16 protein-coding genes are annotated in these 13,193 nt (G+C 43.9%); 7 read left to right on the top strand and 9 right to left on the bottom strand.

What is annotated here, in order from left to right:
* Positions 1 to 137 precede the first annotated feature (137 nt).
* A complete protein-coding gene (locus tag MTR11_RS11550; protein ID WP_006742201.1) occupies positions 138 to 1,247 on the top strand; it encodes a 1-acyl-sn-glycerol-3-phosphate acyltransferase in 1,110 nt (369 codons plus the stop codon).
* A gap of 73 nt (positions 1,248 to 1,320) precedes the next feature.
* Here the strand turns inward: MTR11_RS11550 and MTR11_RS11555 are convergent, their stop codons facing one another.
* Entirely contained in the window at positions 1,321 to 1,920 is a 600-nt protein-coding gene (locus MTR11_RS11555) for a hypothetical protein (RefSeq protein WP_031780261.1), read from the bottom strand.
* Positions 1,921 to 2,237: 317 nt separating this feature from the next.
* On the opposite strand from MTR11_RS11555, the gene MTR11_RS11560 reads away from it, so the two are divergent.
* On the top strand, positions 2,238 to 2,510 hold the full coding sequence (locus tag MTR11_RS11560) for a YnjH family protein (RefSeq protein ID WP_005392505.1): 273 nt from the start codon (positions 2,238 to 2,240) through the stop codon (positions 2,508 to 2,510).
* Positions 2,511 to 2,584: 74 nt separating this feature from the next.
* On the opposite strand, the gene MTR11_RS11565 is transcribed toward MTR11_RS11560, so the two are convergent.
* Positions 2,585 to 2,884: a YfcZ/YiiS family protein gene (locus MTR11_RS11565; protein ID WP_005375307.1), complete on the bottom strand. Its 300-nt coding sequence runs from the start codon at positions 2,882 to 2,884 to the stop codon at positions 2,585 to 2,587.
* A 607-nt stretch (positions 2,885 to 3,491) separates the two neighbouring features.
* Here MTR11_RS11565 and MTR11_RS11570 point away from each other — a divergent pair.
* Positions 3,492 to 3,953, top strand: coding sequence for a TetR/AcrR family transcriptional regulator (locus MTR11_RS11570; protein ID WP_005392508.1), 462 nt, complete (start codon positions 3,492 to 3,494; stop codon positions 3,951 to 3,953).
* 191 nt (positions 3,954 to 4,144) lie between these two features.
* Here the strand turns inward: MTR11_RS11570 and MTR11_RS11575 are convergent, their stop codons facing one another.
* The 6 genes from MTR11_RS11575 to MTR11_RS11600 are packed head-to-tail and all read right to left on the bottom strand — an operon-like array spanning position 4,145 to position 8,729.
* Complete coding sequence (locus tag MTR11_RS11575; RefSeq protein WP_243327578.1) at positions 4,145 to 4,927, bottom strand: heme ABC transporter ATP-binding protein; 783 nt, start codon at positions 4,925 to 4,927, stop codon at positions 4,145 to 4,147.
* Positions 4,927 to 5,964 (bottom strand): FecCD family ABC transporter permease, encoded by a 1,038-nt coding sequence (locus MTR11_RS11580; RefSeq protein ID WP_167427675.1) that lies wholly within the window; start codon positions 5,962 to 5,964, stop codon positions 4,927 to 4,929. Before MTR11_RS11580 ends, MTR11_RS11575 begins: the two co-directional genes overlap by 1 nt.
* Before the next feature lie 9 nt (positions 5,965 to 5,973).
* On the bottom strand, positions 5,974 to 6,843 hold the full coding sequence (locus tag MTR11_RS11585) for a heme/hemin ABC transporter substrate-binding protein (protein WP_237284382.1): 870 nt from the start codon (positions 6,841 to 6,843) through the stop codon (positions 5,974 to 5,976).
* A 28-nt stretch (positions 6,844 to 6,871) separates the two neighbouring features.
* Positions 6,872 to 7,285 carry an ExbD/TolR family protein gene (locus tag MTR11_RS11590; protein ID WP_243327580.1) on the bottom strand — a complete coding sequence of 138 codons (414 nt, stop codon included), beginning with the start codon at positions 7,283 to 7,285 and terminating at the stop codon, positions 6,872 to 6,874.
* Entirely contained in the window at positions 7,282 to 7,980 is a 699-nt protein-coding gene (locus tag MTR11_RS11595) for a MotA/TolQ/ExbB proton channel family protein (protein WP_053809617.1), read from the bottom strand. Before MTR11_RS11595 ends, MTR11_RS11590 begins: the two co-directional genes overlap by 4 nt.
* A complete protein-coding gene (locus MTR11_RS11600; protein ID WP_243327582.1) occupies positions 7,980 to 8,729 on the bottom strand; it encodes an energy transducer TonB in 750 nt (249 codons plus the stop codon). The genes MTR11_RS11595 and MTR11_RS11600 overlap by 1 nt, the downstream gene beginning before the upstream one ends.
* 160 nt (positions 8,730 to 8,889) lie before the next feature.
* Between MTR11_RS11600 and hutW the strand changes: the two genes are divergently transcribed.
* The 4 genes from hutW (at position 8,890) to MTR11_RS11620 (ending at position 12,014) form a co-directional block, all read left to right on the top strand.
* A complete protein-coding gene (gene hutW, locus MTR11_RS11605) occupies positions 8,890 to 10,260 on the top strand; it encodes a heme anaerobic degradation radical SAM methyltransferase ChuW/HutW (protein ID WP_243327584.1) in 1,371 nt (456 codons plus the stop codon).
* Positions 10,261 to 10,289: 29 nt separating this feature from the next.
* A complete protein-coding gene (gene hutX, locus MTR11_RS11610; protein WP_047008487.1) occupies positions 10,290 to 10,793 on the top strand; it encodes a heme utilization cystosolic carrier protein HutX in 504 nt (167 codons plus the stop codon).
* A 56-nt stretch (positions 10,794 to 10,849) separates the two neighbouring features.
* Complete coding sequence (gene hutZ, locus MTR11_RS11615) at positions 10,850 to 11,380, top strand: heme utilization protein HutZ (RefSeq protein ID WP_065645732.1); 531 nt, start codon at positions 10,850 to 10,852, stop codon at positions 11,378 to 11,380.
* A 97-nt stretch (positions 11,381 to 11,477) separates the two neighbouring features.
* On the top strand, positions 11,478 to 12,014 hold the full coding sequence (locus MTR11_RS11620; RefSeq protein WP_243327586.1) for an ATP:cob(I)alamin adenosyltransferase: 537 nt from the start codon (positions 11,478 to 11,480) through the stop codon (positions 12,012 to 12,014).
* 100 nt (positions 12,015 to 12,114) lie between these two features.
* On the opposite strand, the gene MTR11_RS11625 is transcribed toward MTR11_RS11620, so the two are convergent.
* Complete coding sequence (locus MTR11_RS11625; RefSeq protein WP_005392519.1) at positions 12,115 to 13,029, bottom strand: chemotaxis protein; 915 nt, start codon at positions 13,027 to 13,029, stop codon at positions 12,115 to 12,117.
* Between the last annotated feature and the right edge of the window lie 164 nt (positions 13,030 to 13,193).

The raw sequence follows: 13,193 nt of genomic DNA on the forward strand, positions 1-13,193 counted from the left end.
AACCAGCTGAGAGAATTTTTTAGCATGAGAAATTGTAGCCTAACTGGTATGACCATGTTAAAAGTATGGGTTGAAATGCTGCTTGTCAGCAAAACTATGCGTAAAATGTGCCAGCTTTTTTTGATATGTAATGAACAATGACTGCCAATACCGATCCTTATATTGAAATTCGTCCTTACAATGACGAAGAAATTCCAGCAGCGCTGGATCGTCTAATCCAAGATGATGAATTTATCACTGCTATTCTCGATCATCGCTTTGCTAATAAAGCAGCGTGGTTTAAAACGCTAATGAGCCCGATCCTGCGCATCTATCTGAAAGCTAAATGGAGCAAGCTTGATTCAGTAGAAGCGATTCAGATTGAAGTGAAGAAGTATCTGAAAGATACATTGAATAAGACAACGGATGGCGTCACTTTTTCTGGTTTGGATAAGCTGGATAAAAACACGTCGTACTTATTCGTTTCTAACCACCGTGATATTGCGATGGACCCTGCTCTAGTAAACTATGGCTTGTACCAAAGTGGGCACCGTACGGTTCGTATTGCGATTGGTGACAACCTGCTGAAGAAGCCATGTGCGACAGAATTGATGCGACTCAATAAAAGCTTCATCGTTAAGCGCTCTGCTAAGGCGCCTAGAGAAATGATGAAAGCATTAGGACAACTGTCGAGCTACATTAAACACTCGCTTGATACCGGTAATTCAATTTGGATTGCCCAAAAGGAAGGTCGTGCCAAAGATGGAAACGACTTTACTGATCCTGCGATTTTAAAAATGTTCCATGTTGAAGGCCGCAAGCAGAAGATCAGCTTTGGTGAATACACGCGTTCTTTGAAAATCGTTCCTGTCTCGATTGCCTATGAAAATGATCCATGTGACATTGCCAAAGCAAAAGAGCTGTACGAAAAAGCAGAAAATGGCCGTTATGAAAAAGGTGAATTTGAAGATATCGAAAGCATCATTCAGGGCATCATTGGTTATAAAGGTCGTGTGCATGTCGCGTTTGGTGATGTGATTGATCAAGAGTTTGAAACGCCAGAATCTCTTGCCGGTGAAATCGACCGCCAAATTCACAATAACTACAAGTTGTACCCAATCAACTTGTTAGCTGCTGGACGCGAAGATTCAAGCATCATCACAGAGGCGGTGAAGCGTCACCTCGCGGATAAATTGGAGCAGTTACCTGAAGGTGCAAGACCTTATTTGGTGGCGAGCTATGCCAACCCAGTGAACAATCAAGAGTAATATTCATCACTGAACTTGATGGATTATGAACGCCTTAACGCCTCGGTTTTCCGGGGCTTTTTTTGTCTACTTTTTAAGGAGCAACGGCCCCGCCAAGGGTTAAATTGCTAGGCCACTTGGTAATCTTGTTGCCACCTAAAAAGATATTCCCTTTCACCGTCATCGTGTCTGGAAATACTTGTAGCGCGGATCCTCCTATATAAAGGTTACCATCAACCACCAATCCTTCAGGAAGAGCAGAGATAGGAGTGCGAATAACACTTAAATCGCCTTTGACTCGAAGTTTAGCTGGGAGCGTTTTTAATGGTGTATCCGTCAAGTTCAGATAACCGCCGAGTTTGATGCCCCTAGGCCAGCTTTCGATCTTACTACCCAGTAGATTCGCATAACCTTTTATCTTTGTACCTGAGCGAATGGTTTTGAGTGCGCTGTTGGTTGCTTCCAAACTGCCTCCCACATCAAGCCCCTTAGGCAGCTTTTTGATCGGGGTTTGCGAGATATTTAAGTTGCCTTTGACCACTAACCCAGAAGGTAATTGAGTGTAAGGTTTGTTTCGTAGATCAAGATTACCGTAATTATCGGTGTGACCAAACTTAGAGTAGTAATCTAGCTCATATGCGAAAGATGGGAAGCAGAGCAGCATCAAGGTAAGGAAAAGGGAAACAAAACGCATAGCCAGAGACTTAGTTAAACATAGAGATCTTAAGTGCTCATCTTATACTTAAATAGACTCATTATGCATACTTTGTTAACAGTTTTTGATTTTTAGCCCAAGAACTTCAAATTAGGGCTTTATCTGAAAGCATACACGCTCTCACGATGCCGAGTTGCTTCAGTGTGCAAGTTAGGGAATGATTAAGTGATTGATTATATAGTTTATTTAAAAGTAAATGTGAGAAAAATATCAGTAGAGATATGAAGAATATGAGGTTCTGCCAAGAACTGAACAAGCGTCCTTGTTAGTATCATGAGCGTCTGAGGGAGATTTTCATGAAGTTAAAAAGAGTGTTTATTTTTGCCGCTGGTGTTGTAGCAGTACTACTATCTGGGGCCGCTTTTGCTAAATCATACAGTACGCCAGAAAGCAAAGCGCTGGTGGTCGCTGACGGCAAGGTAGGTCAGCGTATCTGTTACTACGATGATAAAGCCTACACCACCGGAGCCGTGATTAATGTTGAGGGTGTATTACTGATGTGTACAGCTGAGAACGATTTTGAAACGAATGGTTCGTTAAAGTGGGTGGTATTCAAAAAAGATAAATAAACGCCAAAAAACGGTTTGTTTAATATTAGGATAACGGAAAAATAAAAAAGCGAGCACAGAGCTCGCTTTTTCCATTAACGCGCGAGTGAGCGAGTTTTTAATTCAAAGATAAGCTTTTCAGCACTTACTTCAAATTTGAATCGAGCCGTCGCTTGGTTGGACTCTTCTGTTATTTCAGAAACATTGTATTCAACATCAGCACATACTGATTTAGCGAGCTCAATGTATTTTTGTAGTTCAGACTCTAGCTCTGTTTTTGTCTGTGCGAAAACCGTTACGTCGGCAACTTCGTCACCTTCTTTGATGATGAAGCCAATCTCGCCCGCGCAGCCGCAAGCTTCACATACTTGGTTTTTTTCTAATTCGACACTCATAACGAATCCTCTTGTAAATACTAAGGGTATTCTATCAGGTATTTGATCTGTATCTACAAAAATGACGAGTTTTGAATAAAAAAAGAACAGAATAGGCGCTTGTTAAGTAAGGGTTAAAGATTGGATTACTAAATCATCAAGAACGTTAATGTGATATATATCAACATTTAAAATCAATTAACGAACATAGTGACGAGATTTCGCTCAGCCCAGTTGAACTAATGGACAATTTATAAGACTATTTCTTGATTGATTATTTTTAATAATTATCATTCTTGGTCTTTGAATAGTTTCGATGAATAATTGGCGCAAGGTTTTGATGAGACTAACTTTTCGCCTTATTTTGAGTAGCATGTATTGACAAAAACATAACTGCAAATTGCACATTACGCACTGTAAAGACGTTATGATTTGGAACTTAACTTTATATTAAGTAGTCGCAGTACATATATCCAAATGGCCTTAATGCGCAGGTGTTAGCGGTTCAATTTTTAGGTTTCGCTTAACGAAGTGCCTTGGGCAACTTGGGTATAATGCTAAGAATGATTTCATTCTGGCCTCATTTAATAGTGAGTTAGATGGATTTACAAAGAGAAGAGCTTAAAATATGCCAAAGCGTAGTAAAGAAGATACCGAAATCACTATCCAAAAGATCATGGATGCCGTTGTTGATCAGCTACTAAGACTAGGTTACGACAAAATGTCGTACACGACTCTAAGTCAGCAGACAGGTATATCTCGTACCGGTATTAGCCATCACTTCCCTAAGAAAACGGACTTCACCGCCGCACTGGATGGCCGTATCTTTAAAATGTTTATTGAACACCTAGAGTTTGATAAAGGGCTAAGTGCATTTTCACAAAGTTGGATTAAAGCACTGGAAGATGCTGAGTTCCTCGCGATTTTACGACTGCTATTCCATCACATTGTCACGGCCGAAAATGCGCAAGAATTTGCTGCTAACGGTATTGACCGTTTATACAAAATGGTTGAAAGCCAGTTTGGCGCAGGTGGTGACAAAGAGCTCGAGTGGTTGATTGGTCGTTCATTGATCCAAATGAGTAAGTAATAGCAATTGAGAGCGCTAGATGAACACTTGTTTGCTGCTTTGGCTGTAAAGCCAAGGCAGAACACAGTAATTTTCTCGCCGCTCTTTTGAGCCCAAGATTCGATTAAATATCAAAGCAAAGGCCCGCAATATGATTATTGCGGGCCTTTGTCGTTTGGAAAGCAGAAGAGACGGCTCAGAAGAGATACACGCTAAGCGGCGGCGTGAACTTGAGGAAAGTCTAAAGTTGGATGTTTTGTCACGATGGAGCGGTAGCCATAAACGTGCTCAATGCGTTCTGGCGTCAGTGCATTCCATGGTGTGTCATCACAAACCAGTTTTCCGTTATGTAAAAGTACAAGTCGGTCTGCGTACTGGGAGGCTAAATTCAAGTCATGCAACACGACAACGACTGCGGCGTTCTGTATTTTCGCGGCCTCACGAGCAATCTTTAACGTGTTGTGTTGGTGGGCGAGATCTAACGCAGAGGTTGGCTCATCAAGCATCAAGATTCGTTCCTCGCCAGATTGGTGTAGCTGTGTCATCACGCGTGCTAGATGTAATCGTTGCTTTTCGCCACCAGATAAAGATGGGTAGAGGCTTTCTGCCAAATGCATTACATCGGTTTGTTCCATGTAATGTAAAGCTAACTTAGTGGTTTCTTTATTGGACAGCGATAGCGGAATCGCGCCTAATTCGACCACTTCTCTGGCTAGAAATGGGAAGGTCAAGGTACTGTGCTGTGGAAGCATCGCAATGTGTTTTGCGCTTTTTTCAGGCTCCCAATCATGCTTTTGTTTACCGAAGTAGGCGATGTCATGATTTGAAGAGATTTCACCACACAGAAGCTTGAGCAAAGTACTTTTGCCCGCACCGTTGGGGCCGAGTAGGGCGGTCACTTCACCAGCTCGGATATCAATATTGATGTCATCGAGAACAACGCGCTTGCCAAATTTCATCGAAATGTTTTTACCCGATAAAACGATCTGGTTCATTACAAAATCTTCCCTTTCTGCTGGAACAATAAGTAGATGAAGAAGGGCGCACCGATCAAGGCGGTCACGATACCGACGGGTAATTCTGCTGGTGCCACGGCAATACGAGCAAACATATCAGCAGCGGTAAGAAGCAGCGCTCCCATGAGTGCAGAGATTGGCAGTAGCGTTCGATGGTCGGGGCCTGCTAGCATGCGTCCTAAGTGAGGAATCACGAGCCCAATAAAACCAATTGCACCACTAATACTCACCGTAATACCAACCCCCAATGCAGAGAGCAAAATAAGCTGTCGTTTGAGTTTTTGGACCGGAACTCCCAAGTGTCTTGCTTCTGATTCCCCTAGCAACAGAGCATTTAGCGCCATCGATTTTTTCTGGAACCAGAATAACAGGATGACCAGCGTAACAGCAGATAGGCCTATCCCCGACCAATTTGCGCCAGCTAATGAGCCCATCGACCAAAGTGTCAGATCTCGTAGCATCTGATCATCAGCGATAAAGTTCATATAACCGATCGCCGCTCCTGAAAGCGCACTAATGGCGACACCAGCTAACAACATAATCGTAACTGAGGTACCAAACTTACTTGTGCCGAGTTTATAAACGAGAATGGTCGTCAACGCACCACCTAGGAAAGCAAAAAGAGGCAGCGCAGCTAAGTTCATTAGTTGCGGATAGTTTTGGCTAAACTCTGCAAATACAACAATAGCGAACGCACCGCCAAGTGCAGCACCAGCAGACACACCAATGATGCCGGGCTCGGCCAGCGGGTTACGGAATAGGCCCTGCATAACCACGCCACAAATCGCCAAAATAGCCCCGATGAACATACATAAAATGGTGCGAGGTAATCGGATCTCATTAATCACCAACTGAATGTGAGGAGCGAGATCAGAACTGCTTCCTGTTAGGCTACGCAAACTGTCAGTGAAACTAATGCTCATTGGACCTACTGTAATAGAGGCGATAGCAACAAATGCTAAAAAGCCACTAAGTACGGATAACGTCGTTGAAAGGGAGATACGTCTTAACAACATGCCATGTCTCTATGGGTAAAGCAGCGCATTCAAACGCTCGGCTTCTGCAAGGCTTTTAAGACCCAAACCACCAACAAGGGCGTGACCGTCAATCGTGATGATATTTTTATTCATTCCCGCAGGTGTTGCGGCGAGAAGTGGCATTGCTTTTAAAATCGCATCGGCACCGCCCAGCGTTTCATAGCTGCGACCGCTAACGAGAATAACGTCAGGCTGCATCTCTACCATGGCTTCTGTGGATAAAGGCTTGTAAGAAGACAGCTGGTCAGCAGCTGGGTTTCGTCCGCCTGCTAGCTGGATAATTGCATCGGGTGTGGTTTCTGATCCTGCAACGTTCGCAGGTCGACCTTCATGGATGAGTAGAAACAGTACTTTCTTTTTCTGAGCTTGAGCAGGTTGATTTGCATTGAGTGCTTGAACTTGCGCTTTCACATCTTGCTTTAAATCTTCCGCTTTAGCCTGGCGATTCATAAGGTTCGCAATTTGATCGATACGTTGGTAAAGGCCCTCAACGTTGGCATCGGTATTGACGATTTCTACATCTACCCCCGCCGCTTTTAATTGGTTCAATGCTGTTTTCGGTCCCATCTCATCAGAGCCAATGACTTTTGTCGGACGTAAGGCGAGCAACCCTTCTGCTGAAAGGCGGCGATGGTAGCCTACTTTAGGCAGTTCCATGCCTTTTGGTAACTGACTGGTTACGTCGATAGCAACCAAGCTATCTTTGGCGTCGAGTTCAAGCAACAGTTCAGTGACGGCACTGCCTGCACTAACAACACGCTCTGATGATGGTGTTTCATTGGCAAAAAGTTGGCTACTCGCAAGTAGGGAAATGGCTGCCGTAACAACAGCGTGAATGGTGGCACGTGTGTTCTTCATTTTGAAAGGATCTCTATCTTATTTATTTTTATGACGGCTCTTCAGTGAGTAACTGAGTTGCCTGAATTCCGTTTTCTTGTAAAAAGCCGAGAAGTTGAACTAGCGACTGAATGTTCGCGGTTTTTTCTGCTCCAATCACAATCGGTTTATCGCTTGAATTACTCTCTTCTAGCAGCGCGAGGGTAAAGTTGTCCCAATTGATGTATGTCTTGCCGTTAATGGCCCAGTAAGGCTCGTCTTTAAGAATGTTTACCGTGATGGATTGCTTATCGACATCTGCAACGGCCTGAGATTCTGTACTCGGTAAATTGACATCTAATGAATCGAGCTTGACCGCTGCAGTTAACATCAGGAAAACCATTACGATAAAAATGATGTCCAACAGCGGTGTTAAATCAGGAGTTAAGTCGTTACGAGTGTTGTCTTGTGGCGTTTTAATCATTGTGCTTCTGCCTTGACCTTTGCAGAAGAGCGCACTGCTAATGTTGAATTGTCTGGCGACACGTGTTGCAGAGAGATACCTTCAAGCCATAAGTTGACATAGTTTAATGTGTGTTCGAGTTTGGCGATCACACGATCCGCCCACAAACCAATGATTTGTGCTCCTGAAATCGCAGGAAGGGCGATAATAAGACCTGCTGCAGTAGTGCGCATGGCCAAACCTAGACCGTCTGCCAAATCATTCGGGGTGATATTCCCCGTTGAGACAGCGATGCCTTTGAACATCTCAATTAAGCCAAGTACCGTACCAAGCAAACCAATCAAAGGGCTAATGACGCCAATCAACGTCAGTAAGCGAAGGCCAGAATGCAGCTGATGACGTTTTTCTTGTAGCCAAATGCCTGCGGCATCTTCTCTTAGAGACTTTGAGAAAGAGTGATGGGCAAGCAACATGGCAACGCCACGATAAAGGAGCGGTCGCTTATGCGACAATTCTTCTGCAAGCGTCTCAAGATCGTTTCCATTCGTTGGGTCTAACCCAATGAGCTTTTGGCGAATGGCTCGTTTCCCTACGCCAAGGCTAATCAAAACGTGGAATAACCGCTCGGTAATGATCATGACGGTGAGGGCTGAGCAAATGATCAAAGGCCATGTCATTAGGCCAAGTTGAGTTTGTAATTCTTGTAGTTGTTCCATTATCCATCCAACTTAAAACGAACAGGTACTTGTACTCGGTGAACCACTTTTAGCCCGCCCGAAATATGTGGTGTAAATTGCCACTGTTTGATGGCACGAAGCGCTGAGGCGTCCAGCGATTTTGTGCCGGAAGACTCAATCAAAACCTGTTTAATTTGATTGCCATTTTCATCGAGCCATATTTCATATAAGGCTACGCCTTCGATACCGCGTCTTTGTGCAGATCTTGGGTAGCGAGGCTGAGTTGGTTGATTCACAAACGTAGGTTTGTCGACCAAAATAGGTTGAGACGTTGCCCCTTTGGATTGGCTCGCTGGCGCGGTTTGCTGAGCGACCATCTCTTTCTTCGCCGGTTCCGTTTTTTTCTTCGGTTTGGCTTCGGGCTGATTCTCTTGTTTTGTTACGGCTTTGGCTGGTTCCACCGTCTTAGGCTTAGATTGTTTAACCGGCTCTGTTTTTTTCTTCACTACCTTTTTCTTAACAGCGTCTTTCTTAACGACCTGTTTCTTTACGATCTTCTTTTCCGGCTCAGGCTGCTCCTGAGGCTGCGGTTCTTTTGGTGGCGCCACATTTTCTGGCGTGGATGTTTCGACGGTAGGTGGTGGTGCCGATACAAGGTTTAAACTTACCGAACTTGCTGGATTTCCAGCAGGCATCGCGAACACTTTCGTTTCTTGAGAAACAAAAAGAAGTGCGGCATGGATGGCAAGGGAAGCACCTCCTGCAATGACATATCTTTGTACGTTCACGGAATATCTCGGGAAACTATGAAAACTTGAGCAGATTATTACTCACAACCGAAATAAGATCAATTATCAATTGCATTATCATTACGCTCAAATTATGATTCTTGCAGATTTTTAAAGACCAGCCTCTACCCCTTATATGGTGGGAGCTAAGCGAGTATATATGAGCGTCGATATCGATAAATTTGACGAATCAGTGTTGGGAAGCGATAGCCCTGACCCATTGCGATTTGCCTTTGTTAAGAAACATTCGGCACACGCTGGCGGAGCGAGCGTGCCTGTACCTCCACCTCAGCAACAGGCAATTTTTTCAAGCGTTACCGCTAACTCGGTTAAAGCGACCAATAAACGTTGTCTTTATATTCACGTTCCATTTTGTCGCGTACGTTGCACCTTTTGTAACTTCTTTCAAAATGCTGCGAGCCGCGCACTGGTTGATGAGTACTTTGACGCACTGATGCAGGAGCTCAAGGAGAAAGCTGCATTGCCTTGGACACAAAACGGTATTTTCCATGCTGTGTATATCGGTGGTGGAACGCCAACGGATCTGTCTCCAGCACAGGTTCGCGTGTTAGGCCAGGCGATTCATGAGCACTTTCCTTTGGCTGCGGATTGTGAAATCACCTTAGAAGGTCGCATCAACCGTTTTTCTGATGAGCTATACCAAGGCGCTCTCGACGGTGGATTTAATCGTTTCTCTTTTGGTGTACAAAGTTTTAATACACAAGTGCGTCGCAGCGCGAAACGGTTAGATGATAGAGAAGATGTGCTAAAGCGAGTTAGCGAGATTGCCAACGATGACAAAATTCCTGTCATTATCGATTTACTCTACGGCTTGCCTTATCAAACCAAAGAAGTGTTAGAGCAAGATTTAAATGATTTTCTCTCGACTGGCGCACACGGGTTGGACTTATATCAGTTGGTAGTCGGTGGTTCAGCACCCATGCTTAACCTTGTAGAAAAAGGAAAAATCCCCCCACCAGCTACCACGCCAGAAAAAGCAGGCATGTATGAGCTTGGTGTGAACTTTATGGCCAAACACCATATGAAGCAACTGAGTGTGAACCATTGGGCAATCGATAACCGTGAACGTAGTTTATACAACAGTTTAGCCAAGACATATGCAGAGGTACTGCCAATTGGCTGTGGCGCTGGAGGTAATATCGGTGGTTACGGAATGATGCAACATAGCACATTGGCGACCTATATTAAAGCCATCAAAGAAGGGCAAAGCACCATCGCTATGATGATGAAGCAAAGCCCTCTAGAGCCACTATTTGCTGCACTCAAATCCGGGTTTGATCGCGGTATCGTTCAGGCAAACCAACTGCCATCGTTTATGGGGGAGGACACGTTCGGATTTTTAATGCCCCTATTTAAAGTGTGGCAGCAAAAAGGTTTAGTGGAACTGCATGAACGCAGCCTACTTCTTACTCTTGCTGGTAGTTTCTGGGCTGTTTCATTGGCTCAAGGTTGTATTCAGGTACTTACGTCAGAGATGAACGAAACCGTACCGAAAGTATCCAATAATTAATGAAAAAATTGAAAAAAGACGGAAAACATATGGAATCAATCAAACAACAAGTTGAAGCATTACTAGAGCAAGAACCGCAATTATTGCCAGCAGCGATGGCAGAACGTCTCGGTATTTCTGAATTTGAGGTTGTTGCGGCTTTGCCGCAGGAAATGGTGGCCATCGCTCCAGGAGCGCAAGCACAAAGCATTCTAGAAGGTTTGGTTGGCTTCGGCCCAGTGACGACTATTGTTCACTCTTTTGGCTCTATTTTTGAAGTCAAAGCGCCATTCCCAAAGGGAAAAGTAGCGCGTGGCTATTACAATTTAATGGGCAGAGAAGGTGAGCTACACGGTCACTTGAAGCTAGATAATGTTAAAAATGTTGCATTGGTCAGCAAACCGTTTATGGGCAGAGAGAGTCACTATTTTGGCTTTTTCTCTGAGTGCGGAAGCAATATTTTCAAAGTTTATTTAGGCCGTAACGAAAAGCGCGAGCTACTTGAAGATCAAGTCACGGCATTCCGCGCCCTGCAAGCCGAATTGAAAAAGTAATCACAAACATAATCGAGGCTCAACTCGAATACTAATTAGTAAAGTCAGGTATCAATATGGATCAACAAGTTAAACAAGAGCGTTTGCAAGGTCGTTTAGGGCCAGAGATCAAAGAGTTTCGTCAGGAGCGTCGTACGCTTCAGCTTGCAACTGTCGATGCAGAAGCTCGCCCTAATGTAAGCTACGCGCCTTATGTCCAAAATCAGGAAGGCTACTTCGTACTCATTTCTAAAATCGCTCGTCATGCTCGTAACCTTCTAGAAAACCCAAACGTTTCTTTGATGATGATCGAAGATGAAGAATCTTCAAAGCAGTTGTTTGCTCGTAAGCGCTTAACTTTTGATGCTGTGGCAAATGTGGTTGAGCGTGACACGGAGATGTGGCACCAAGTTGTTGGACAAATGAAAGAACGTTTTGGGGAGATAATTGATGGTCTCAGCCAACTAGAGGATTTCGTGTTGTTTAACTTAAAGCCAGAATCGGGGCTATTTGTTAAAGGCTTTGGTCAGGCGTATCAAGTGTCTGGTGATGATTTAGTAGATTTTGTTCACCTTCAAGAAGGTCACAAGAAAATCGAAAGTGCTTGATTGTAAACCAGTCATGTAAATATCGAACATTCGGAATAATGAATGCATAAAGGGAGTTAGGTTATACTGACTCCCTTTTTTATATTGGAACAAAAGCATGAAACCTGTGAGCAAGGAATTGAGCGAGATTTGCTATCCCTTTATTTACGAGGACAGTCCGGTTTGTGACTTTGAAATCACGGCAGATGAACTTTGTAGTCGTATTGGTTTAGTTCTCGCGATGGATCTGGACGAGTTTAGCCGCGATATACTGACAAGAATGCAGCCTAATGTTTATCACCTAAATGGTTCGGTTCGCGGAAAGCTAGCGATTACAGAAGCGGAAGTTGAAGAGCTAAAGGCAGATTATGACTTGCTTAAGCAACGCATTGATGGTGGATTCAGAGGTTTCGTTCTACCCGGAGGGCACCCTGCATCCAGTCAATTGCATTTGTGCCGTTGCCAAGCTAAAAAAACGGTACGAGCATTAGTTGCGATCGAACATGCAGGTAAGAAGCAACCTGCCCCCATTCTATTTCGTTACGCGAACTTATTGGCGAATGTACTTTATAGCTTGGCTTCTTATATTAATCACATCAATCAAGTCGAAGAGACAGAGTTTGTATCTTGTAGTTACTCGATGCCAAAGAAGTGACCTGAGAAACTAGCAGCTGCGAACATCAAAGCTTCTGCGCGAAAAAATGGCCGCAAAACACCATATTCGACAATTTGCTTCTTGGCTGTTTAGTTAAGAGTTAAGAAGCCATAGCTTTGGCTTCTAGTTCTTTTGCACCGCGCAGCATGGCTTCAATCAGCTCACCAGCATTGAACTTCTCAAGCGCCTCGTGTGCGCCAACTTGGTGAGCTCTGTCTACACAGATTTCGCTCGATAACGATGTATGCAAAATGCGGTATGAGTGATTAAGAGCGGAGTCATTTTGTACTTCGAATGCTAGCTCGTAGCCGTCAAGCCCTGGCATCTCAATATCACTGACCAAAATATCGATTGGTCGATGAGCCTCAGCCTCGCTTTTCATCAGCTCTAATGCGTCTAAACCATTTTTACAAATTTGGTATCCGATATTGATACTATCAAGAGCATCACACAGCTGTTTACGAGCGATGGAAGAGTCATCCACCAAAAGAATGCTTAATGCTTTTAGGCGCTCACGTTCAACATCTGTCAGCATCGGGATCTTTGAGTTTTCGTATTGCGGATAAATTTTGGAAAGTAGCAGTTCTACATCCAGCATCTGAACCGTTTTGTCTTCGTAGCGAGTAATACCTGTTACGAAAATATTTTTCCCAGCGCTCGCTGGTGGGGTTTCAATGGCTTTCCAATCGCATTCAATGATCTTCTCAATACTACGAACCATAAAGGCGACCACGGTTCGCAAACAGTCTGTCACGATCAAGTAGCAATTCTTGTATTCTTCTTCACTGATAGGACGAAAGCCGACAGCCGCTGACATGTCGATCACAGGCACTGTTAAGTTACGTATTGTAACGGTGCCAATGACGTGATGATGCGAGTAAGGGATCTTCGTGGTTGGCATATACGGAACGATTTCACGGACTTTTAGCGTGCCTATCGCGAAACTCTGTTGCAGGGTGAGTTTGAACATCAACATGCCCTGAGATTGATTCGCTTTACTAACGACTTTTGCCATGAAATAACCTTATAAATACCACCGAATTGTGTCTAATCTAATCTTATCAGACGAAGGCTTCAACCATCGGAGAGACAAATGTGAGCTTTTTAGACAATCTCTTAAAGAATAGTGATTAACTGAGCAAAACTTGGTTGTATTTTAATCTTGTTATGCCGAAAGTT

The sequence above is a fragment of the Vibrio sp. CCB-PB317 genome (assembly GCF_022808245.1).
Taxonomy (GTDB): Bacteria; Pseudomonadota; Gammaproteobacteria; order Enterobacterales; family Vibrionaceae; genus Vibrio; species Vibrio diabolicus.